Below are 23,084 nucleotides of genomic sequence, written 5' to 3'. Positions count from 1 at the left end.
ACTATAGCACATAGCGACTAAGATCGGCCTTACCTGCCAAGTCGGCGAGATAGGTTTGCACATATTTTTCATCAACGACCACGCTTTCGCCGCTTCTGTCAGGCGCTGTAAAGCTCAGCTCCTCGAAAACACGCTCCAGCACGGTATAAAGGCGCCGCGCACCGATATTCTCGACTGATTTATTCACATCTGCCGCGATTTTGGCCAAGGCCTTGATTCCATCTTCGGTGAACTCAACAGTCACCTTTTCGGTCGCCATCAAAGCCGAATATTGGCGGGTCAGGGCATTATCAGTTTCCGTCAAAATGCGGGTGAAATCATCCTCGGTGAGTGCCTGCAATTCCACCCGTATGGGCAAACGCCCCTGAAGTTCTGGCAACAGGTCAGAGGGTTTTGCGATGTGAAATGCGCCAGAGGCAATGAACAGGATATGGTCTGTTTTCACGGGCCCATGTTTTGTTGAGACTGTTGTCCCTTCTATCAGAGGCAATAGATCACGCTGCACCCCTTCGCGGCTGACATCCGCCCCGCGGGTTTCCGCGCGCGCGGCGACCTTGTCAATTTCGTCAATAAAGACGATGCCATTTTCTTCAACGGCCCGAATGGCCTCTTTCGTGACTGTTTCTTGATCCAAAAGCTTATCAGCTTCTTCACCGATAAGGATTTCATAGCTCGCCGCCACAGTCATCTTCTTGCGGATTTTCCGCCCGCCAAAGGCCTTGCCGAATATATCACCAAGGTTCATGCCGCCGCCCATTGTCCCCATTTGCGGCTGACCTGGAACTTCAAACATGGCCATTGGGTTGGATTGATCCGCAACTTCCAATTCAATGACAGTGTCGTCCAATTCCCCTGAGCGGAGTTTCTTGCGGAACATCTCGCGGGTTTGGTCACGCGCATCGGCGCCCGCAAGCGCCTCGATCACACGATCTTCGGCGGCTTTGTGCGCCTTGGCCGTAACTTCTTCGCGCATATGGTCGCGCACCATAATTTGCGCGGCATCGACCAGATCACGGATGATCTGCTCGACATCACGACCGACATAGCCCACCTCTGTAAATTTTGTCGCCTCAACTTTGAGAAACGGGGCGCGGGCCAGTTTCGCCAAACGGCGGCTGATTTCTGTTTTACCCACACCAGTCGGCCCGATCATTAGAATATTTTTTGGGTAAACTTCATCACGCAAATCATCCCCAAGTTGCTTGCGCCGCCACCGATTGCGCAGGGCAACCGCCACCGCGCGCTTTGCATCGGCTTGCCCAATGATGAAACGATCCAATTCCGATACGATTTCGCGGGGGGTCAGGTCGGTCATTTTGCGATCCGCTCTACTGTGAGGTTGCCATTGGTATAGACGCAAATATCAGCCGCAATTTCCATTGCGCGGCGGGCCACATCTTCGGCGGATTTATCGCTATCCATCATCGCGCGGGCCGCGGCCAATGCGTAATTTCCGCCTGACCCAATCGCGGCAATCCCGTGTTCTGGTTCTAAAACATCGCCCGCGCCCGTGATGACATATAGCTCGGATCCATCTGTGACGATCAACATCGCCTCGAGCTTTTGTAGATACTTATCCGTGCGCCAATCTTTCGCCAATTCAACACTGGCGCGCTGTAATTGGCCTGGTGTTGCCTCAAGCTTTGCTTCGAGACGCTCAAGCAAGGCAAACGCATCTGCAGTCGATCCTGCAAATCCTGCGACCACCTCATACCCACCCGGGGAAAGGCGGCGGACTTTGCGTGCTGTGCCTTTGATCACGGTTTGGCCAAGACTGACCTGACCATCACCTGCAACCACAACCTCGTTACCCTTGCGCACACCGATAATGGTTGTGCCATGCCAATCTGGAAAACTATTCGACATGTTTACCCTTTCATGTTCCGCCCAATATGGAAGCGACACGATCAGATCACAACCACCGCTTCGGCCAATTTTTGCGGCGGGGCACACGAAAGGCCAGCATCGGCATCATCCACGCTTTGCGAAATCTATTAAGATCAAGCGATTCATGAACACCTGTCACGGTCTCACCATTGATTTTGGTTCGCACCATGGCACGGTTGTAAAATGGGGCGTCTAACATGGGCCGAACCTCATGTGGGGCAAAATCTGGATCCGCACGGGTTTCACGGTGCACCCCCCAAAAAGCGGATTTGAACCTTGCAGTGCGCGGCGCATCAACGGGTGATGCCTTGCCTGTTTCATCAAAGGCAATGGCGGCCGCAAGATTGCTGCCATCGCAGCGCGTTGCATCATAGAAACAACAAGCGCCCTCTCGCGTTGGAAAGCGGCCCCATGTCCAGTAATCAAAATCTTCCTCTAAGGCGCGAGTGCCAAAATTGGCATCAAAATATCCATGCCCAGACCATGACCAACCTGCATTTTCGAGACGAACCTGGATATCGGCAACGGGTGCGAAAGGGCGCCAAATATGCGCGCCATCATTGCAGAGCGGTAATTCCACATTCGTCACTGCACGAGGGGTTAGTGTCACTTTGCCGCGCAACCGCCCGCCATGTGGTGTTGTGCGTTCATCAATATGAATGGTGAGGGCTGACCCGTCCCAAGACAGGTGACTAGGGCCTATTTTCATTTGCGTTTCCGAAAGCTCTAGCGCATCTCGGCCCCGATCTGTCATCGTCCAACGGCCGCCTTTGCCATAGGTGACAACATTCAAGCAGCAATGATCTTCGGGGTCTTTGCGCCCCGACCAACGATACCACGGCGAGAAAACTGACCCGATGAAGGCGATGATTGAAATAGCCTTGGTTCCGTCATCGCTTATGCCGTCGATATACCACCACGCATAGCCGTTGGGCGGGACGGCAAGGTTAAAGCATGGTCCGTCAAGATCGCCTCGGCCGCGTGCCGTCCTGAGAGGCAAGCCATCGGAATTCCCGCCCCCGGATGGGTACCGCCCCCCGCCAAGTATAGACCCTTGAGAGACGTCCGCGCCCGTGGCCGTTTCAATGCTGCCGTCATTCCATGTGGGCTCAGCCCGTAAAGGGATCCGCGCGAGGCGGGAAACATCGTTGCGAAATCCTGTGGTGTCATCAATGCGCTGTCGGGGATCGGGTCGGGAAAGATCAGCCCGCGATCCGCTAATGTTTGAAATGTCAGATGACGACATGCGGCCACCTCCCTTTCTGTTGGGGCCTCGGTTGGCGCGCCGTTCATGATAATTTCAAATCTTTGCAGCGCCGTATCTGTGTTAGAGTTGAGCCCAGAATCCTGAGCGCAGATATAAAGTGTTGGATCACGCGGCAGCGCACCATTTTCGATAGGGTCAAATTCGCTGCGTTGGTCATCACCAAAAAATACGTTGTGATGGGCCAGGGTCTTGCCCCAAGCGCGGGAGGCGAAACTCCAAACATAGGCAGATAGGCTGCGCGGTTCGACCTGCGCGCGCGTTACACGGGGTGCGTGGTCTTGGCCCAGCAGCCCAATATGAATCGCCCGTGGGTCACCATTAAACACCACAATATCTGCCGCCACATGCCGACTATCTGAAAGGGTGACGCCAGTGACATGATCCGCATCTTTTGTAATGGCCTCGATGGATTGCCCAAGCTGAAACTCGACACCCATGGATTGCCCGATATTCTGCATCGCGCGGGCCAGTTGATGCACACCGCCTTTGACCCGCCACACGCCCGCCGCCTCGGATTGCCAAATCAGCGAAAGCAGCGCGGGGCTAAGATAAGGGTTGCCGCCAACATAGGTGGAATAACGCGCAAAAACTTGTGCCAAACGGGGATCGCTGAACCGCTTAAAAATCGCCTGCGCCAAAGTTTGATGCGGGGCCATTGCGCGCAGCAGATGCGGTGATTTCAAAACCGTGAGCGTCAAATCCGTTTGTCGCGGATCAGCGCGCAGCATCATTGGCCCTTCGAATGCTGAAAAAAGCGCGGCCGTATCTTGGTGGAATTTGAGAAACTCGCCGCGCGCCTTGGAGCCTGAAAAGCGATCAATGGCTGTAAGCGTTTCTTCGAGATTAGCATGAAAATCTAACGCGCTGCCATCTGGCCAGAAATGGCGGGCAAGGATGTCATCCTGTGTTAGCGTCACATGATCCTCAAGCCTCAAACCTAATGTTTGAAACAGATTGTCAAACACATGGCGCATCGTCACCACTGTTGGCCCCGCATCAATCGGCCCCGCAGCAGATGGCACTTGCCGCATTTTGCCGCCGACATGGGGCATCGCATCAAAGACTGTGACCTGACATCCCGCATGCGCGAGGCGCAGCGCGGTTGAAAGACCGCCCATACCTGCACCGATCACCACGGCGCGGGGCCTGACAGGTGCAATAGGGCGGGTCACAGTGTTGCGTCTTTCATTCGGGCCACTCTCGAGATTATGTCAGATATTGTTGACATATTCCCGCAAACTGTCCAGTCTAATTTACATATGCGTGGGATCCTCCGCGCAAACCTCGATGAAGGCTGAGTGACCATGTCCCTGTCCGCCCGCATAGAATCAGCGATCTCTGCTGCCCTCTCTTTAGCCGTGAAAGAGCCTGCACCACGCAAATTGGCGCAAGCCTTGGATCATGCCGTCAATCCGGGCGGCGCGCGGATCAGGCCGACCATCTCCCTTTCGGTGGCGAAGGCCTGCGGGGATGATAAGCCGAATCTTTCAAACGCGGCTTGCGCGGCGATTGAGCTTATCCACTGCGCCAGCCTCGTTCATGATGACCTACCTTGTTTTGACAATGCGGATTTGCGGCGCGGAAAGCCCACGGTGCATATCGCTTATTCGCAACCCATTGCGGTTCTCGCAGGTGATACGCTGATTGTTTTGGCCTTTGAGGTCTTGGCCCGTGCTGCGGTGGATGATCCACAGCGTGCAGTTGAGATGATCAAAATCCTCAGCCAAGCCACAGGCATGCCCAATGGAATTTGCGCAGGCCAAGGCTGGGAAAGCGAGGATAAGATAGACCTGTCCGCCTATCATCGGTCGAAAACAGGCGCATTGTTTGTTGCCGCCACCAAAATGGGTGCCGCTGCTGCGGGGGAAGATCCCGAACCTTGGACAGAACTGGGCGCTCGGATTGGCGAGGCGTTCCAAGTTGCCGATGATCTGCGTGACGCGCTTTACGATGAAAAAACCTTGGGTAAGCCCGTGGGTCAGGACGATCTCAACGGGCGACCTAATGCTGTTTCACAACTGGGCGTGCGCGGCGCCGTTTCGCGGTTGGAGGATATTTTATCTGGCGCGATTGCCTCGATTCCGTCTTGTGCGGGTGAAGCGGCGCTGTGTGACATGGTGCGCGTATATGCAGAGCGGCTTACGCCTGTTTTGCCCGCACATCACGCGGCCGAATGAGATATGGCTGCTATCTCCCCAAGTGACGAACCGCGCCCAAGATTTTGGGATAAATGGCGCGCGCGCTATTTGGATTTGGTGGGTTCAGCTGCATTTCAATCATGGGCAGCGCGTTCCCTCTTTACGCGTGCGGCTGCAAAACGGGATGGCGAGCGGCTCTTTGATTTGGTGGCAGGCTTTACCTATAGCCAGATTTTGCAGGCCTTTGTTGCGCTTGATCTGCCACGCCATTTGCGCGCCTGCCCTGCTTATCCTGCCGAATTGGCCGTAAAGATTGATGCGCCCGAAAGACGGATTTCTGTCTTATGTCAAGCCGCAGCCAGTCTTGGGCTTTTGACCCGTTTGCGGGATGGGCGCTATGCCTTGGCGCGGTTGGGGGCCGCGATCAATGGCGTGGGTGGTCTGCGCGACATGATCTTGCACCATGATATTCTATATCGCGATTTGGGCCCTGCCGAAGGGTTTTTTCGGGGGGAAACAGACCCAGACCTTGCACGGTTTTGGCCCTATGTTTTTGGGGCCGCTGCGGCGGAAGATCCTGCTACGGCAGAGCGCTATTCGCATTTGATGTCTAAGACTCAAAATCTTGTAAGTGACGAAATCCTCGCAAGCCTGTCCTTTGCGAAGGCGCAGCATGTCATGGATATCGGGGGTGGCACGGGTGTGTTCTTGGCGGCCTGTGCCAAGGCGCATCCAGATGTTCAAGTGACCCTTTTTGATTTGCCGCAGGTGGCGGCACTGGCACAAGATCGGTTTGAGCGCGCAGGCATTGCCGCGCGGGCCACGATTGTCTCGGGCAGTTTCCGCGATGATCCTTTGCCAATTGGGCCTGATCTCATCACCCTTATTCGTGTTCTTTACGATCACGAGGATGAAACCGTGCTTCGATTGCTGAAATCGGCTCATGCCGCTTTGCCCGAAGGCGGTAAGATCGTCATCGCCGAGCCGATGTCAGGCGGGCAAACGCCAGATCGCAGCGCGGATGCGTATTTCGCGCTCTATTGTATGGCGATGGGCACAGGCACAGTCCGCAGTGCCGCCCAAATCGGCGAATTATTGTCGAAAGCAGGGTTTGCGCGGGTTTCGCCCGTCAAAACGGGGCGTCCATTTGTGACGCGGATCGTTACAGCTGAAAAGACTGTCAACAAAAGCTGACAATCTTTTTGTATAAACTGTCCATTTTAATTGACATACAGTGCTGTAATATTAAACTGACAGATGACTCATAGTGGAATCTCAATGCGTCTTGAGGCGCGATTTGATCCGAAAACCAAGGGGAAGTGCGACCGTGCACGCGACCGCCGTCATACTCGAAGGGCCAAAGAAAATAGGGCTCGGACAGGTTAGCCTCGTGGCGCCTTCGCCAGAGGATATGGTTGTGCGCGTGTGTCACTCTGGCATTTCCACAGGAACCGAAAAACTGTTCTGGTCTGGCCGCATGCCGCCCTTCCCAGGCATGGGTTATCCCCTGATCCCCGGCTATGAAGCCGCTGGTGAGGTCGTTTCAACACCGAAAAATTGCGAATTTTCGGTTGGTGATCATGTTTTTGTGCCGGGCGCGAATTGCTACGGCGATGTGCGTGGCCTGTTTGGCGGTGCGTCTTCCGTGTTGGTCACTGCGCCAGAGCGCGCCGTGCGCATTGATCGTGCAAGCGGCCCCGAAGGTGCGCTTTTGGCTTTGGCTGCCACTGCCTATCATGCGCTCGCGGGCCATGACTTGCCTGATCTGATCGTGGGTCATGGCGTATTTGGTCGTCTCTTGGCGCGTCTTACTTTGGCGCTGGGCGGCCCCGCCCCGACTGTATGGGAGGTTAATCCTGCCCGTGTTACAGGCGCAGAGGGATATCTCGTTACCAATTCCACCGATGATACGCGCCGTGATTATCGCTGCATCTACGATGCTTCGGGCGTGGCGGCGTTGTTGGATGAAATGATTGGGCGCCTGACCAAGGGCGGTGAAGTCGTCTTGGCAGGTTTCTATCCCGAATCTCTCGAATTCGCCTTTCCGCCCGCCTTCATGCGTGAGGCGCGGCTGCGGATCGCGGCGGAATGGACGCGCGCCGACTTGGTCGCTACCCGCGATTTGATCGAAGCGGGACAGCTTAGCCTTGGTGGTTTGATCACGCATCAACTGCCCGCCGCAGAGGCAAGCCTCGCCTATCCTCAAGCCTTTGAAGATGCCGCTTGCCTGAAAATGATTTTGAATTGGGAGAAGCCAGAATGACCCTCGATGTTCCCAATCTCAAGGATTTCGATGCCCGCCTGCGCGATGAGGCGCAGCAAGAGCCGACCCTCGAAGTGCCTCAGGGCGAACCCACTAAGAAAACGCAGATCATTGCGATTTATGGGAAGGGCGGCATCGGTAAAAGTTTCACCCTTGCCAATCTCAGCCATATCATGGCCGAGCAAGGAAAGCGGGTTCTGTTGATTGGCTGTGATCCGAAATCCGATACGACCAGCCTACTTTTTGGCGGCAAAGCCTGCCCAACGATCATCGAAACCTCGACCAAAAAGAAATTGGCGGGCGAGGAGGTGAAAATCGGGGATGTCTGCTTCAAGCGTGGCGGTGTCTACGCGATGGAGCTTGGCGGGCCAGAAGTTGGCCGCGGCTGTGGTGGGCGTGGGATCATCCACGGCTTTGAGCTGCTTGAGAAGCTAGGCTTCCATGACTGGGATTTTGACTATGTCCTGCTCGACTTCTTGGGCGATGTGGTCTGCGGCGGGTTTGGCCTGCCGATTGCCCGTGACATGGCGCAGAAGGTGATTCTGGTTGGATCAAATGATCTGCAATCTCTGTATGTGGCGAACAATGTTTGCTCGGCAGTGGAATATTTCCGCAAAATGGGCGGCAATGTGGGTGTCGCGGGTTTGGTCATCAACAAAGATGACGGCACGGGCGAGGCTCAGGCCTTTGCCGATGCGGTGAATATTCCTGTTTTGGCCTCGATCCCTGCGGATGATGATCTGCGCAAAAAATCTGCGAATTACCAAATCGTTGGGACGAACCAAAGCCAATGGGGCGCGCTTTTTGCGGCGTTGGGTGAAAATGTCGGCGAAGCGCCGCCGTTGCGACCAACGGCACTGAGCCAAGATGAATTGATCAGCCTTTTCGATGGCAAGGATACTGGTGCGGGCATCGTCCTAGAGCCCGCAACCGAAGCCGATATGCGCGGCAAGAACGCCGCGCCGAAAAAGTCGCTTGAAGTAATTTATGATGAGGTCTGAGGAAGAATGTCCGAAGAAGTGAGATATGATGCCGCCGATGAGGCCGAGGTAATCCTCGGCCAAGATCGCGCTGATGCATCTGCCGCTTCGGATAGGCAGACTCCGCCCGAATTGGGGCAGGGTATGGGTTGCCACGCAGGGGCGGCCGAAATGGAAGCCGCCGCGCGCATGGCGGGGAAATCCGAAATCCTTGATCAATATGCCCGCGATTACCCGCAGGGGCCGCATGACAAACCCCAAAGCATGTGCCCTGCCTTTGGCAGTTTGCGCGTAGGGTTGCGGATGCGCCGCGTGGCATCGGTTTTGTCTGGCTCGGCCTGCTGTGTCTATGGCCTCAGCTTTGTCAGCCATTTTTATGGCGCGCGCCGTTCAGTCGGCTATGTGCCTTTCAACTCGGAAAGTTTGGTTACGGGCAAACTCTTCGAGGATATTCGGGATGCCGTTCACGAGATGGCAGATCCCGCGCGCTATGACGCGATTGTGGTGACCAATCTTTGCGTTCCGACCGCCTCCGGTGTTCCGCTGCGTCTCCTGCCGCAGGAGATCAACGGTGTTCGGATCGTGGGCATTGATGTGCCAGGATTTGGAATTCCCACCCATGCCGAAGCCAAAGATGTGCTTGCAGGCGCTATGTTGAATTATGCCCGTAAAGAGGTGGAGGCTGGCCCCGTCCAAGCCCCTGTTTCGGGCAAATCAGATCGCCCGACAGTGACCCTGTTGGGCGAGATGTTCCCAGCCGATCCCATTGGGATTGGTGGGATGCTCGCGCCGCTCGGTCTGGCGGCAGGTCCGGTCGTTCCCTGCCGTGAGTGGCGCGAGCTCTATTCTGCCTTGGATAGCGAAGTGGTGGCAGCAATCCACCCGTTTTACACATCCGCCATCCGAGAATTTCAGGCCGCAGGCCGCACGATTATTGGCAGCGCCCCCGTTGGATATGACGGCACAGCCGCATGGCTGTCTGCGATTGGTGCGGCTTATGGTGTTGCGGCGGATCAGATTGCTGCTGCGCAAAACGCCTTTTTGCCCGCGATCAAGGGTGCGCTTGCCGCCCAAAAGATCAACGGAACGATCACCTTGTCGGGCTATGAGGGGTCAGAGCTTTTGGTCGCGCGCCTGCTGATCGAGAGTGGGGCCGATGTGCCCTATGTTGGCACGGCCTGCCCGAAAACACCATGGTCAGAGCCTGATTTGGACTGGCTAACAGCCAAGGGCGTTAAGGTTAAATTCCGCGCAAGTCTCGAAGATGACTGCGCCGCGATGGAAGCCATCAAGCCTGATCTTGCCATCGGCACGACCCCTGTTGTGCAGAAGGGCAAAGAGCTTGGCATCCCAAGCCTGTATTTCACCAATTTGATTTCCGCGCGTCCTTTGATGGGGCCAGCGGGTGCAGGGTCTTTGGCGCAGGTGGTCAACGCTGCCATGTCAAACAAAGACCGCATGGATCATATGCGCGCCTTCTTTGAAGGTGTCGGTCACGCGGATACAGCAGGCATTTGGGAAGGCAGCCCAAATGAGCGGCCTGATTTTCGCGCCACGCATCAGAAAAAACTCGACAAAGCGGCCCGTGCCGCCAAAGCGCAGGAGATGATCTGATGTTGATCCAAGATCATGATCGCGCGGGCGGATATTGGGGGGCGGTTTACGCCTTTACCGCCGTCAAAGGATTGCAAGTGGTCATCGATGGCCCAGTGGGTTGTGAAAACCTGCCCGTCACATCGGTTCTGCATTACACCGATGCTTTGCCACCCCATGAATTGCCGATTGTGACCACGGGTCTTGGCGAGGAAGAATTGGGCCGTGATGGCACTGAGGGCGCGATGAAACGCGCTTGGGGCACGCTAGACCCCGCGCTTCCTGCCGTTGTTGTCACGGGCTCGATTGCCGAGATGATTGGCGGGGGGGTCACACCGCAAGGCACCAATATTCAACGCTTTTTGCCGCGCACCATTGATGAGGATCAATGGGAGGCCGCAGATCGTGCCATGACGTGGATTTTCACGGAATTTGGCATGACCAAGGGGCGTATGCCGCCCGAGAAACAGCGTGAAGAAGGGTCTGCGCCGCGGGTCAATATTCTTGGGCCGATGTATGGCACCTTTAATATGGCCTCTGATCTGCATGAAATTCGCCGCCTTGTGGAAGGTATCGGGGCCGAAGTGAATATGGTCATGCCATTGGGCAGCCATTTGGCCGAAATGCGCAACTTGGTTAACGCGGATGCCAATATCGTGATGTATCGCGAATTTGGGCGCGGTTTGGCCGAGGTATTGGGCAAGCCCTATTTGCAAGCGCCCATTGGGGTTGAGTCGACCACGAAATTCCTGCGCCAATTGGGCGAGATGCTGGGCCTAGATCCCGAGCCTTTTATCACCCGCGAAAAGCATTCGACCCTCAAGCCTGTTTGGGATTTGTGGCGGTCGGTCACGCAAGATTTCTTTGCAACGGCCAATTTTGGCATCGTGGCGAACGAAACCTATACCCGCGGCATTCGGCATTTCCTTGAAAGTGATCTTGGGTTGCCCTGTGCCTTTGCGGTGGCACGCACAGCAGGCAAAAAAACCAACAATGACGAAGTGCGCAGCCTGATTTCTGCAAAGCGTCCCTTGGTCTTGATGGGATCCATCAACGAGAAGATGTATCTCGCGGAAATGAGCGCGGGCCATGGCCCTCGCCCGTCTTTCATCCCTGCAAGTTTCCCTGGCGCCGCGATCCGCCGCGCCACAGGCACGCCCTTCATGGGATATGCAGGCGCGACTTATCTCTTGCAGGAAATCTGCAACAGCCTGTTTGATGCCCTGTTCCATATTCTTCCGCTTGGCAGCGAGATGGACAGCGCCAAAGCAACCCCGACAACATTGCGCCGCGATTTCCCATGGGACGCTGATGCGCAGGCGTTGCTCGACAAAATTGTTGCCGAACACCCCGTTTTGACACGGATTTCGGCGGCCAAAACCTTACGCGATGCCGCAGAAAAAGCCGCGCTAGAAAGCGGGGCTGAGCGGGTCGTGAAAGAAACGGTGGCGCAACTCGCGCCGCGCCGTTTTGAGACGCTGAACGAGGGAGGCGTATAATGACAGATATTAGCTCCAACACCCAGATTGCGCGGTCAAAGCCGCCCAAAACGGAGTTCATGATTTACTTCGGGATCATTTTTCTCGCGACCTTGCCGCTTGCCACGCTCACTTGGGGCTTGGCTGCGCTGCGCACAGGAAGCTTGACGGAAAAAGGCCCCGTAAAGCGCGCTTGGAGCCAAGCGCGGATTATCACGCCGATTATTTTTTCGGCCTGATCCTCTCACTCAGCCGCCGTTCGAGACTGATTAGACCCGGTCGAGGCGCATAGGTGAGACGATAACATTCTCGGCGTGACGACCGGAGCCGACACAAGTTCGCCAATGCGGGATGACTACCCGCGTGGGTGGAATGCCGACAAGACAATGAGGTTTTGTCGGGGCCCGGCCGCAGGGTGTGCGGCACTAGTCAAACGTTCCGGAGGAAAGTTCATGGCTGGTAACACCGATCTGTCCTTTACAGGTCTGACCGACGAGCAGGCGCAAGAGCTCCACTCGGTGTATATGAGCGGCCTTTGGCTGTTCGCAGGTATCGCCCTGCTTGCTCATATCGCCACGTATATCTGGCGCCCGTGGTTCGGCTGAGGAGAAAGACATGTCCAAATTTTACAAAATCTGGCTGATCTTCGACCCGCGCCGCGTCTTCGTGGCTCAGGGCGTCTTTCTCTTCTTGCTCGCTGCAATGATCCACTTGGTGGTTCTGAGCTCGGGTCTCAACTGGTTTGAGACTGCAGCTGCAGCAGGCATGTAAGAGTTAGGCCCGCCGCCTGCGGCGCGCCTGATATGCCTTATGACATCGCTGCGGGCGGGCTGCCCGCCCGCAGCTAACCGACCAATAACGGACGGCTAAGTGGAGATGATCCAAAGCCGCCAAACGCGGAGACAGACGCATGGCTTTGCTAAGCTTCGAAAGAAAATATCGCGTCCGCGGAGGGACGCTGATTGGCGGCGATCTGTTCGACTTCTGGGTTGGCCCTTTCTATGTGGGCTTCTTTGGGGTGACCACGATCTTCTTCGCTGCCCTTGGAACCATCCTGATCTTCTGGGGGGCGGCCATGCAAGGCACGTTCAACCCTTGGACGATCAATATTGCCCCACCTGACCTCTCATACGGGTTGGGCATGGCCCCGCTGCTCGAAGGCGGCCTTTGGCAAATCATCACGATGTGTGCCGTTGGTGCCTTTGTATCTTGGGCCTTAAGAGAAGTTGAAATCAGCCGAAAGCTTGGCATGGGCTATCATGTTCCATTTGCCTTTAGCTTCGCGATTTTGGCTTATGTGACATTGGTTGTTGTGCGCCCCTTGTTGCTTGGCGCATGGGGACATGGCTTCCCCTACGGCATCTTTAGCCACCTTGATTGGGTATCCAACGTAGGGTATTCCTATCTGCATTTCCACTATAACCCAGCCCATATGATCGCGGTGACCTTCTTCTTCACCACGACCTTTGCCTTGGCGCTGCATGGTGGTTTGATCCTATCCGCGGCGAACCCTGAAAAAGGTGAAGAAGCGAAAAGCCCTGATCACGAAGACACGTTCTTCCGTGATTTCATCGGCTATTCCATCGGCACTTTGGGCATCCACCGCTTGGGTCTGTTGCTGGCTTTGAATGCTGGTTTCTGGAGCGCGGTTTGTATCGTGATCTCTGGCCCCGTTTGGACAAGCGGTTGGCCGGAATGGTGGAATTGGTGGCTGACGCTGCCGATCTGGCCAGATCCAAGCCCGATCCACGCGGTTTCGGGAGGGATGTAAACCATGGCCTATTTCGAATATCAAAACATCTTCACGCAAGTGCAGGTGCAGGGCCATCCCGAGATGGGGATGGACAATGAAAACAACTTGGCGGCCGAGCGCACGAAGTCGGCCTCCTTCTCGACCCTCGCAGGTTTGATTGGCAACGCGCAGCTTGGCCCCGTCTATCTGGGTTGGGCAGGCACGATCAGCTTGGCGACAGGTTTGCTGTGGTTCAACATTGTTGGCCTCAACATGCTGTCCCAAGTGGGTTGGTCGATCCCCGAGTTTATTCGTCAGCTGTTCTGGTTGGCGCTTGAACCTCCTGGGCCTGAATATGGTCTAAGCATTCCACCGCTGAACGAAGGCGGCTGGTATATCATCGCAAGCTTCTTTCTGCTTGTTTCGGTGATGTCTTGGTGGTTGCGCACCTATCTTTTGGCTGAGCAGCATAAGATGGGCAAACATATCGCTTGGGCCTTTTTGGCAGCGATTTGGTTGTTCCTTGTGTTGGGTCTGTTCCGTCCCGTCTTGATGGGCCAATGGAGTGAGGCAGTGCCTTACGGCATTTTCCCACACCTTGATTGGACGACAGCCTTCTCAATCCGTTACGGGAACCTCTACTATAACCCGTTCCACGCACTTTCGATTGTGTTCCTTTATGGTTCGGTTCTGCTCTTTGCGATGCATGGCGCGACCATTCTGGCGGTATCGCGCTTTGGCGGCGACCGCGAATTGGAACAGATCTATGATCGTGGCACGGCATCTGAACGCGCGGCCTTGTTCTGGCGCTGGACGATGGGTTTTAACGCCACAATGGAGGGGATTCACCGTTGGGCTTGGTGGTTTGCGGTTTTGACCCCGATCACAGGTGGCATCGGCATCCTTTTGACAGGAACCGTGGTGGATAATTGGTTCATCTGGGCGCAAGAGCACAACTTTGCACCAGAATACCTCGCACCCTATGGCTACGAGGCCTATGGCAGCTATGAAGGCTTCCTTGGCCAAACCACGGGAGGAAACTGAGATGTTCCCCAAATGGTTCAATGAATGGAACTCGAAAAACCCGACCAATATTTATGGCCCTGCCATTTTGGTCGGGGTGGTGGGTGCCGCGGTCTTTGCCGCAGCAGCATTGGTCACCATCGGTCAGCCGTTCAAAACAGACACGCTGCAAACTGGCCCGCGCGGGACAGGGATGGGTGTGCCTGAATTCCAAGCTGACTTGGCGGCCTCTTATCCTGACGCGGATAATTTCTACACCACCGAGCCAATTGTTCCCGAAGCCAATGCGCGCCCGATCCGTATCGTGCGTGCAGATGCAGAGCCAACCTTGGGTTATTTGACACCTGAGAACTATGACCGATTGGTCGAGGCAATGCGTATTTGGACAGGTATCCCCGATCTCTTTGCAGGCGAGGAAAACTACCAAACCGTGGTGGCGCGGAATATGATCGAGATGACCCAGAATATTAACGAATTCTGGGGGGGGCACGTTAACGCCAATGCGGAAGTGGGTGTCACCTGCTACACCTGCCACCGTGGTCAACCCGTGCCAAATAATATCTGGTTCGAAGTGTCGCCTGTGAACGAAAACGCAGGCGGTTGGTCGGCAAACCAGAACCGTGTGACGATTGTGTCAAACTCGACATCATTGCCCTCGGATTATCTGGAAACCTATCTGCTCTTGAACGAAGACGGTCAGTATAACCGCATCGGTGTGCATGATCTGGCTTCGCGCGTGCAGCAGATGGACGGGGATCCGCTGATCCAACATGCAGAACGCACTTATGCCTTCATGAATTACATTGCGAATTCGTTGGGCGTGAACTGCACCTTCTGTCACAACACGCGGGCTTTCTACGATGCGGCACAGGTCACCCCACAATGGGCGACCGCAACGCTTGGCATTCAGATGGTGCAAGAGGCGCTTGACCTCTACATCCTGCCATTGGCTGATGTTCTGCCCGCAGAACGACTAGGGCCTGTGCATGGTGATGTGCCGAAACTGGCCTGTCGCACCTGTCACCAAAGGCAGCAGCGTCCGCTGCGTGGCTTGAACGTGATCGCGAATTGGCCCGAGCTTGCCACAACATCGGGCGAGCCTGACTATTCGGCCTTTCAGTGATGTTTGGCTGCGGCCAAAATAAGACCCTGTTCTGCGGTATAGACCCTATATCGCAGAACAGATCAGACCATCAGAACTCACCTATCGTCCCTTCGTAGGTGCGCCTTGCCACGGGTTTGGGGTTTCCCCACCCGTGGTTTTTTCTGGCTTGGGAGGGCTGGAAAGATGACACGACCAACGACCGAGCTTCTTAATCGTATTCATAGCCCCGCAGATTTGCGCCGCATGAGCGATGACGAATTGGCCCGCCTCGCGGATGAGTTGCGGGCCGAAACAATTTCGGCCGTGTCGGAAACGGGCGGCCATCTGGGATCAAGCCTTGGTGTCGTAGAGATGACCGTGGCAATCCATGCCGTGTTCAACACCCCCTATGACAAGCTGATCTGGGATGTTGGGCATCAATGTTATCCGCATAAAATCCTGACAGGTCGGCGTGATCGTATCCGCACCTTGCGCCAAGAGGGCGGTTTGTCAGGTTTTACAAAACGCAGTGAATCGGCTTTTGACCCGTTTGGTGCGGCGCATAGTTCAACCTCAATTTCGGCGGCGCTGGGCTTTGCCATGGCGCGTGAATTGGGTGAGGCCACTGGTGATGCGATTGCCGTTATCGGGGATGGTTCGATCTCCGCAGGCATGGCCTATGAAGCCATGAACAACGCGGGCGATTTAGGGCGGCGCTTGTTCGTGATCTTGAATGACAATGATATGAGCATTGCGCCCCCTGTTGGGGCCATGTCCCGCTATCTGCAAGATTTGGCGAAACATTCGCCGCTTTCGGCATTAAAGGATATTGCCGATGGTATGGTGCCCCTTTTGCCCGAGCCATTTCGTGCGGGCGCGACCCGCGCGCGGGAGTTGGTAAAAGCGCAAATTGGCGACTTGCCGCATGGGGAAAACCTGTTTGAGCATCTAGGTTTTGACTATATCGGCCCGATTGATGGTCATGATATGGACGCGCTTCTTGAGACGCTGCGCCATGCGAAAACTCATGCAACAGGCCCTGTTTTGATCCACGCGGTGACAGTAAAGGGCAAGGGATATGCGCCTGCCGAAATGGCGGATGATTGCTATCATGGTGTGGCGAAGTTTGATCCGAAAACTGGTGTTCAGCAAAAGGCCACCGCCAATGCGCCCAGTTACACGGGTGTCTTTGGCAAACGTCTTTTGGCTGAGGCGCAGAATGACCCAAAAGTTGTGGGTGTCACAGCCGCCATGCCAGGCGGCACGGGTCTGAACGTGATGCAGCAGGCCATGCCGCATCGCATTTTCGATGTGGGCATTGCGGAACAGCATGCGGTGACATTTGCCGCCGCTTTGGCCGCAGGTGGCCTCAAGCCATTTTGTGCGATTTATTCGAGCTTCCTTCAGCGCGGTTATGATCAGATTGTGCATGATGTGGCGCTACAAAATTTACCCGTACGCTTTATGATTGATCGCGCAGGATTGGTGGGCGCCGATGGCCCGACACATGCAGGCGCGTTTGACATCAATTACCTCGCGGCCCTGCCCAATATGGTGGTGATGGCTTGTGCGGATGAGGCGGAGTTGGTCGATATGATCGCGACCGCTGTCGCCTATGACGATGGGCCAATTGCGCTGCGTTATCCGCGCGGCGAGGGCACTGGCGTTGCCATGCCTGAAAACGGGCAGATATTGGAAATTGGTAAGGGCCGCATTCTGCAAGAAGGCAGTGACATTGCCTTGCTCAGCCTTGGGGCGCATTTGTCCGAAGTGCAGGAAGCTGCCGCCGCCTTGGCCGCACGCGGTATCTCTGTCACCATCGCAGATGCAAGATTTGCCAAGCCGCTGGATACAGATTTGGTCAATGATCTGGTTGCCAATCACAAGGCTATTGTCACTGTCGAACAAGGCTCTGCACTGGGGTTTGGTGCCTTAGTTTTACATCATCTTGCCACCACGGGGCGTTTGGATGGTGGCGTGTCTATCCGCACCATGCATTTGCCTGATCGGTTCATTGAACATGCAAGCCCCAAGGCGATGTATCGCGATGCGGGATTGGCGGCTGATGATATTATGCGCACAGGCTTGGCTGCGCTTGGCATTGCCGCGCCGAATTTTGAGCAAGACAGCAAAGTCGCAAAATTGAAACGCTAGACCTTTGCGTCAGCGCCAAAAATCTTCGCCGCGTGTTCCTCAAGATAGATCCTGAGCCACGGGGTAAAGCTCTGGGGCGCTGCTTTGACGCGGGCGGATAGACCATCGAGATCCATCCAAGCAATATCGACCACCTCATCGGGATTGGGTGTTGGCTCAATCTGAGGGGGCAACGCGCCGACAAATATATCGACAAGTTCATGCTCGATGAGCCCGCCGCCAACATCCGCGCGGTATTCCACGCGATCGCGCTTTTCCAACGCAATGATGGGCAGGCCCAGTTCCTCGCCCAAACGGCGTTGCGCACAGCTAAGAGCGTCTTCGTTCCAATGTGGGTGGGTGCAGCAGGTGTTCGTCCAGAGCCCAGGTGTATGGTATTTCGACAAGGCGCGCCGCTGCATCAATACCTTTGTCCCGCGCATCAGAAAGACGGAAATCGCTTTATGACGCAGTCCGCGTTGATGCGCCAACAGCTTGTCTACAGGTTTTAGCTCATCCCCGATCCATGCGGGGATCATGACATCATCCATCGCTACACACGTGTCGCAGAAATTAAACCCGTCAAATGGGCCAGATTTTTAACACCGATCTTGATATGCGCCAAAGGCCGCGCTTTGACCAGTTTCTTGTTCATATAGGCCTCGAAGGTCAGGCGCTGCACATCAATATCGTGACACAGGCTGACAAACCGCTCACGCCGCTCATCGGATCGGTAATAGGCGTTTTGCATCGCACCCAAAACTTTGAACACGCCCTTATGTTCGCGCATGAACAACCGCCGCGCCAGATCTAGGTCTTTGATACGGCCTGATTGCAGTTTTGCTGCGGCGGCTGTGGCCGCCACACGGCCACCCACCATGGCATAATAAATTCCCTCGCCCGAAGAGGGGGCAACCACCCCTGCTGCATCGCCCGCAAGCACGACATCGCGCCCATTGTCCCAACGGTCGAGCGGTTTGAGGGGAATAGGCGCCCCCTCGCGGCGAATGGTTTTGCAATTGGCCAGATGTGAAAACGCGCGCAAATCAGCGGTGGCTTTTTTCAAATCAACCTCCTTATCCATCGACCCCATGCCAATGGATGCGGATTTCCCATGTGGGAAGACCCAACCATAAAAGTCAGGACTGATCCGTCCGTCATAGACCACATCACAACGATCAGGGTCATAGGCATCGGTGCCGCCTTCGGGGGCCTCGACAATTTCGTGATAGGCAATGACGTAAGGAATGCGATCACCGCCCTTGACCTCGTCCCGCGCCACGTTCGAGCGCGCGCCATCCGCCCCAATGACCACCGCACAGGTCAAACGGCGGATGTCGCCTGTTTCTTTGTCGCGATAGATGACATGTGTGCCTTGTGCATCGCGTTCGATCTTTGTGTAGGTGCCTGTGAATCGCTCGGCCCCTGCATCGGCGGCGCGGACGCGCAGGAACTCATCGAAATTTTCCCGATCCACCATGCCAACAAAGCCGTTTTCAATCGGGATATCCACTTTGCGCCCTGTTGGTGAGATCATCCGCGCCGTTGTGATCTTTGCCACGATCTGCGCGTCTGGAATGTCGAAATCAGCGATTAAGCGGGGTGGGATTGCGCCGCCGCAGGGCTTGATCCGTCCCGCGCGATCCAACAAAGCGACACGATGGCCAGACAGCGCCAGATCATGTGCAGCGGTCGCGCCTGACGGGCCACCCCCTACGACAACAACATCATAATCCATTTTATTCTCCTGGCACTGAAAGGGGCGTGGAAAGTCTGGGTTGCGTGGGGCTTGCAATCACGCGTGCCGCCATAAGGGCGGATGCGATATAAAGCGCGGCCTCGAATAAAAACACGGCGGCAAACCCATCGGCATCGCCCATCACAGGGCGCGCCAGATCAACAAGGGCGGCACCAATCAGACCGCCAAACCCTGCGGCAATTGCTTGGGCTGCCCCCCAAAGGCCCATTCTTGTGCCTTCGCGTGCGGTGCGGCCTTCGCCTGCAAGCGCCATCATAGACCCGATGGCCGCGACAGCGAAAACGCCGTTGAAAAATCCCATGGCCACCACAGCGGGCAAAAGCGGTGCGCTTGGCCCGACTTGACCAAGCCATGCAATCACGAGGAGCGCGGCAGCAGACCCTAAACATCCCCCCACCACCCATTGGCGGAGGCTGCCAAGGCGCAGCGCGGTTCCTGCAACGCCCACCAAGACCATACCCAAAAACACGCCGCCATTTTGTGCGCCAGAAAGGGAGGTTGATTGACCTGGGGTGAAGTGAAACACGAGGCCCGAATAGGGTTCTAGGATCAATTCCTGCATGAAATAGGCAGACATGCTGAGGAACACGAAGATCGTGAAATGGCGCGCTTTGCGCTCGGCCCAAATTTCGCGCAAGCCCTCCAAAAAGGGCGCGGATTGTTCTTCGGCGCGGGCGGTGACCTTCGCTTCAATACCCCAGATCGACAAAATCGTCAGACCCGCCGCGCCAAATGACACCACGCTGACCACAGCCATCAGTCGCGTATGGCTATAGGGGTCGAGGAATTGACCAGCGACCCCAGCGGTTACGGCAATGCCGAATATCATCAAAAGCCATGTGATGGTGGCCGCAGCAGGACGGCGTGCAGGGTCGGTTGCGGTTGCTAAAAGCGCCAATAGTGATGTGCCAGATGCCCCAACCCCAACACCGATCATCACATAGGCCAAGATGGAGACGGATAGGCCGAGCATGTAATGGCTTGCAAAAAGCGACAGCGCAAAAGCCGCCAAACTTGCGCCGCTCGCCAAAATCACCATGCCCCCGATGATCCAACGGCTACGCGATCGGCCTGTATCCGAGCGATAACCCCATTGGGGTCGCGTGATTTGAATGGCGTAATGCAACCCAACCAAGAGGCCGGGCAGGATCGCAGGCAGGGCCAATTCCACAACCATGAGGCGGTTTAGGGTCGAGGTTGTTAAAACCACAATTGCGCCAAGACACAGCTGAATAAACCCAAGTCGAATAATCTGCACCCATGTCAGGCTCATGCCGCTATCCCCCCAAGCCGCGCAGGCCAAAGGCCGCGATCATCATGCCAGAGACATAAAGCGAGACGCCTGTGGCATTATACCAAGGCGCGCGTTCTTTTGGATTTTGCATCAAAACCTGCATCGCGGCGATTTGCGCCAACAGCGAGGCCGTTATGAAAAAGCCGAACCAGGGCCTGTCCCAGTGGAACATCAAAAGAATGACGATGAATTGAGGAATGGCCATCACCCATGCCGCCACCAATGCGGCGCGGCGTGGGCCAAGGGTTACGGGCAGCGAATTCACGCCCATTTGGCGGTCGCCTTCCAAGGCCTTAAAGTCATTGAGCGTCATGATCCCATGCGCGCCAATCCCGTATAGCAGCGCCGTTATCACGATAGGCCAAGACGGCGCACCAGCCGATAAAACCGCAGCGCCAGTGAACCAAGGCAAGCTTTCATAGGACAGACCAACCAATCCAGGCCCCAAAATGCCAGATCTTTTCAGGCGCACTGGCTCGGCGGAGTAGGCCCAAGCAGCGGCGATCGCGACAAGCGTTGCGCCAAATCCCCAAGGGCCAAGCGCAAGCCCGATGATGGCGGCGGCGCCTGACATGAAAATTGCAATCCACAATCCCCATTTTCCAGGGATGCGCCCCGAAGGGATGGGGCGATAGGGTTCGTTGATCGCGTCCACATGACGGTCGCACCAATCATTGGCTGCTTGGCTCATCCCGCAGACAATCGGCCCCGCCAAGATAATACCCAAAGCCAAGCCCAACCAATGGCCCGAAGTTGCCGTTCCTGCGGAAATTGCCCCGCAAAGATAAGCCCACATTGGGGGAAACCATGTAATGGGTTTAAGGAGCGTCAAGACGGCGCGTGGTTCAGGAAAGGCACGCGGGGTCTGGCGGGTATGCGTGTCGGTCGTTACGCTCATACTGTCAATTTACACTGACAGTAAGCGACTCGGCAAGTGTAAACTATACTTGACGCGCGCGCTAAAAGACGCGCGATGCCCAAGTTTTAAGGGGGATTTACTGGCCGTTCTTGTTCAAAAGCCCGTATTTGCGCAGTTTCACATAGAGTGACTGACGCGACAGGCCTAACATCTCGGCGGCTGCAACGCGGTTGTTATCGGTCAATTCTACGGCGGTTTCGATGCACATTTTCTCAACCACATCGGTGGTTGCTGCGACAATTTCCTTGAGGGGTGCGGATCCCACCAAGTCCATCACATTGCGCATCGCATCATCACCCACAGGCGCGCCTGCAGGAAGCGGTGAGCTTGGCTCGCGCACCACTTCCATTCGAGATGTGTCACGGATCACAAAGGCAAAACCGCCCATGGATTGACCCATCATGTGAGTTGCAGAAATCTCGACCGAAAGCTGTGAGCCATAGCTGCCCTCAAGCCGCGTGGAATAAACCCGCATTTTCCCCGCGCGCGAGGCGTTGTCGATCAACACTTTCATGTCAACGCTGCCGCGGATCAAAAACTCACTGAGGGATTTCCCGCGAATATCGCTCAGCCGCGCAGCATCGCAGAGGCCAAGGAACGCGTCATTCGCAGATTTTATGGTGCCATGGTTATCTGTAAAGACAATCGCATCTGCACCATGTTGATAGAGGATTGCCATCGCCTCAGACAGCTCGGCAGCGATCACCTCAGAGGTGCCATCAACTTCAATCCGACAGAGCAATGTATTGTCGCCCGCAGCACGGAACAGCGATGGATAAAGCGATACAGATTTATTCTGTCGCTTGGTCGTGACAATCATCGGCCCACCGATGCTGTCGCCTGCACGCGCCACCAAGGTTTCGATGAATTCAACCCGCCGTTTGCCTTCAAATTCAGTGGCAAAGGTGGCGCCAGTTAGACTATCAGCTGTGCCACCCAGCGCCTGCGCGGCGGCGGTGTTGAGGTCGGTGATCCGACCAGAATTCACATCCACTAAAATCAGTGCATCGCGCGCGGCTTCCATGATCACGCGGTAGCGCGTTTCGTAATCGCGGTGGGTTTCGTAATCTTTTTCAAGGGCAAGCTGTGCTTTGACCAAGCGGTGCTGCAATTCCGCAATTGGGCGCAGATCGCGGCCAAGCATGAGAATAATATCATCCCGCCCCGTTTTGTGGAGCGTGTAGCGAATTGGGAATTCCCAACTGGCATTGTCGTAGTGATTGACCTCAATCGCTTCGACTTTGTTTTTCTTGCCGCCCCGATAGGCCTCGAGCTGTGCCTCTAGTTTGGATAGCGAATCTTCGGCCATGAATTCGCGAATATCGCGGTCTTTCCAATGGTCGAGTCGGCCCAAACTGGGGTTCAGGGGATTGGTGATAACCGAACGCACAAGACCAGATGTGTCTAGCACAATCGCTAAATCCGCCGCAGTCGCGACAATATCGTTAAAATGCTCAGGCGCGATAGGCGGGCCTGCGGGCTGATCCCAAAAATCTGTTCCGCGCGTGTTCATACGACGTTCCGTCCGTTTCCG

General features: G+C 55.7%; 22 protein-coding genes. 13 read left to right on the top strand and 9 right to left on the bottom strand.

The features are described from left to right. Position 1 precedes the first annotated feature (1 nt). The 4 genes from hslU to crtD are packed head-to-tail and all read right to left on the bottom strand — an operon-like array spanning position 2 to position 4,326. A complete protein-coding gene (hslU, locus tag AAC620_RS07560; RefSeq protein ID WP_340243958.1) occupies positions 2–1,315 on the bottom strand; it encodes an ATP-dependent protease ATPase subunit HslU in 1,314 nt (437 codons plus the stop codon). Next, positions 1,312–1,866: an ATP-dependent protease subunit HslV gene (gene hslV / locus AAC620_RS07555; protein ID WP_317657084.1), complete on the bottom strand. Its 555-nt coding sequence runs from the start codon at positions 1,864–1,866 to the stop codon at positions 1,312–1,314. The genes hslU and hslV overlap by 4 nt, the downstream gene beginning before the upstream one ends. A 46-nt stretch (positions 1,867–1,912) precedes the next feature. After that, positions 1,913–2,788 carry a carotenoid 1,2-hydratase gene (gene crtC / locus AAC620_RS07550; protein WP_340244284.1) on the bottom strand — a complete coding sequence of 292 codons (876 nt, stop codon included), beginning with the start codon at positions 2,786–2,788 and terminating at the stop codon, positions 1,913–1,915. After that, complete coding sequence (gene crtD / locus AAC620_RS07545; protein WP_340243955.1) at positions 2,785–4,326, bottom strand: 1-hydroxycarotenoid 3,4-desaturase CrtD; 1,542 nt, start codon at positions 4,324–4,326, stop codon at positions 2,785–2,787. The genes crtC and crtD overlap by 4 nt, the downstream gene beginning before the upstream one ends. Before the next feature lie 132 nt (positions 4,327–4,458). Here crtD and AAC620_RS07540 point away from each other — a divergent pair, with 132 nt between their 5' ends. The 13 genes from AAC620_RS07540 to dxs all read left to right on the top strand — a co-directional run bounded on the left by AAC620_RS07540 (position 4,459) and on the right by dxs (position 17,599). Next, on the top strand, positions 4,459–5,331 hold the full coding sequence (locus AAC620_RS07540; protein ID WP_340243953.1) for a polyprenyl synthetase family protein: 873 nt from the start codon (positions 4,459–4,461) through the stop codon (positions 5,329–5,331). Between the two features lie 3 nt (positions 5,332–5,334). Further along, entirely contained in the window at positions 5,335–6,486 is a 1,152-nt protein-coding gene (locus tag AAC620_RS07535; protein WP_340243951.1) for a methyltransferase, read from the top strand. 133 nt (positions 6,487–6,619) lie between these two features. Continuing rightward, the gene (gene bchC, locus AAC620_RS07530; RefSeq protein WP_340243949.1) at positions 6,620–7,555 is read left to right on the top strand and encodes a chlorophyll synthesis pathway protein BchC; all 936 of its coding nucleotides are present in this window, start codon (positions 6,620–6,622) and stop codon (positions 7,553–7,555) included. After that, the gene (locus AAC620_RS07525; protein WP_340243948.1) at positions 7,552–8,556 is read left to right on the top strand and encodes a chlorophyllide a reductase iron protein subunit X; all 1,005 of its coding nucleotides are present in this window, start codon (positions 7,552–7,554) and stop codon (positions 8,554–8,556) included. Before bchC ends, AAC620_RS07525 begins: the two co-directional genes overlap by 4 nt. 6 nt (positions 8,557–8,562) lie before the next feature. Continuing rightward, positions 8,563–10,149, top strand: coding sequence for a chlorophyllide a reductase subunit Y (gene bchY / locus AAC620_RS07520; RefSeq protein WP_340243946.1), 1,587 nt, complete (start codon positions 8,563–8,565; stop codon positions 10,147–10,149). Next, positions 10,149–11,627 carry a chlorophyllide a reductase subunit Z gene (bchZ, locus tag AAC620_RS07515; RefSeq protein WP_340243944.1) on the top strand — a complete coding sequence of 493 codons (1,479 nt, stop codon included), beginning with the start codon at positions 10,149–10,151 and terminating at the stop codon, positions 11,625–11,627. The genes bchY and bchZ overlap by 1 nt, the downstream gene beginning before the upstream one ends. After that, on the top strand, positions 11,627–11,845 hold the full coding sequence (gene pufQ, locus AAC620_RS07510) for a cytochrome PufQ (protein WP_340243942.1): 219 nt from the start codon (positions 11,627–11,629) through the stop codon (positions 11,843–11,845). Before bchZ ends, pufQ begins: the two co-directional genes overlap by 1 nt. A gap of 213 nt (positions 11,846–12,058) precedes the next feature. After that, a complete protein-coding gene (pufB, locus tag AAC620_RS07505) occupies positions 12,059–12,211 on the top strand; it encodes a light-harvesting antenna LH1, beta subunit (protein ID WP_213674587.1) in 153 nt (50 codons plus the stop codon). 10 nt (positions 12,212–12,221) lie between these two features. Further along, complete coding sequence (gene pufA, locus AAC620_RS07500; protein ID WP_213674588.1) at positions 12,222–12,377, top strand: light-harvesting antenna LH1, alpha subunit; 156 nt, start codon at positions 12,222–12,224, stop codon at positions 12,375–12,377. A 139-nt stretch (positions 12,378–12,516) separates the two neighbouring features. Beyond that, complete coding sequence (gene pufL / locus AAC620_RS07495) at positions 12,517–13,377, top strand: photosynthetic reaction center subunit L (protein ID WP_340243938.1); 861 nt, start codon at positions 12,517–12,519, stop codon at positions 13,375–13,377. 3 nt (positions 13,378–13,380) lie between these two features. Further along, entirely contained in the window at positions 13,381–14,382 is a 1,002-nt protein-coding gene (pufM, locus tag AAC620_RS07490) for a photosynthetic reaction center subunit M (protein ID WP_317657096.1), read from the top strand. 1 nt (position 14,383) lies between these two features. After that, positions 14,384–15,484, top strand: a complete 1,101-nt coding sequence (gene pufC, locus AAC620_RS07485; protein WP_340244283.1) for a photosynthetic reaction center cytochrome PufC — start codon at positions 14,384–14,386, stop codon at positions 15,482–15,484. Positions 15,485–15,649: 165 nt separating this feature from the next. Then, positions 15,650–17,599 carry a 1-deoxy-D-xylulose-5-phosphate synthase gene (dxs, locus tag AAC620_RS07480; protein WP_340243937.1) on the top strand — a complete coding sequence of 650 codons (1,950 nt, stop codon included), beginning with the start codon at positions 15,650–15,652 and terminating at the stop codon, positions 17,597–17,599. On the opposite strand, the gene idi is transcribed toward dxs, so the two are convergent. From idi to ppsR, 5 genes are all read right to left on the bottom strand, one after another. Beyond that, on the bottom strand, positions 17,596–18,129 hold the full coding sequence (gene idi / locus AAC620_RS07475; protein WP_340243935.1) for an isopentenyl-diphosphate Delta-isomerase: 534 nt from the start codon (positions 18,127–18,129) through the stop codon (positions 17,596–17,598). The two genes, dxs and idi, sit on opposite strands and share 4 nt — an antisense overlap. 2 nt (positions 18,130–18,131) lie before the next feature. Beyond that, on the bottom strand, positions 18,132–19,316 hold the full coding sequence (locus AAC620_RS07470; RefSeq protein WP_340243934.1) for a geranylgeranyl diphosphate reductase: 1,185 nt from the start codon (positions 19,314–19,316) through the stop codon (positions 18,132–18,134). 1 nt (position 19,317) lies between these two features. After that, the gene (locus AAC620_RS07465) at positions 19,318–20,610 is read right to left on the bottom strand and encodes a BCD family MFS transporter (protein ID WP_340243932.1); all 1,293 of its coding nucleotides are present in this window, start codon (positions 20,608–20,610) and stop codon (positions 19,318–19,320) included. Between the two features lie 4 nt (positions 20,611–20,614). After that, positions 20,615–21,529 carry a chlorophyll synthase ChlG gene (gene chlG, locus AAC620_RS07460; RefSeq protein ID WP_340243930.1) on the bottom strand — a complete coding sequence of 305 codons (915 nt, stop codon included), beginning with the start codon at positions 21,527–21,529 and terminating at the stop codon, positions 20,615–20,617. A 97-nt stretch (positions 21,530–21,626) separates the two neighbouring features. Then, positions 21,627–23,063 carry a transcriptional regulator PpsR gene (gene ppsR / locus AAC620_RS07455; protein ID WP_340243928.1) on the bottom strand — a complete coding sequence of 479 codons (1,437 nt, stop codon included), beginning with the start codon at positions 23,061–23,063 and terminating at the stop codon, positions 21,627–21,629. Positions 23,064–23,084: the final 21 nt, after the last annotated feature.

It is taken from the genome of Roseobacter sp. HKCCA2468 (assembly GCF_037805105.1).
GTDB lineage: Bacteria > Pseudomonadota > Alphaproteobacteria > Rhodobacterales > Rhodobacteraceae > M30B80.
The sequence above is the reverse complement of the archived record's forward strand: the minus strand, read 5'-3'. Positions and strand labels throughout refer to the sequence as shown.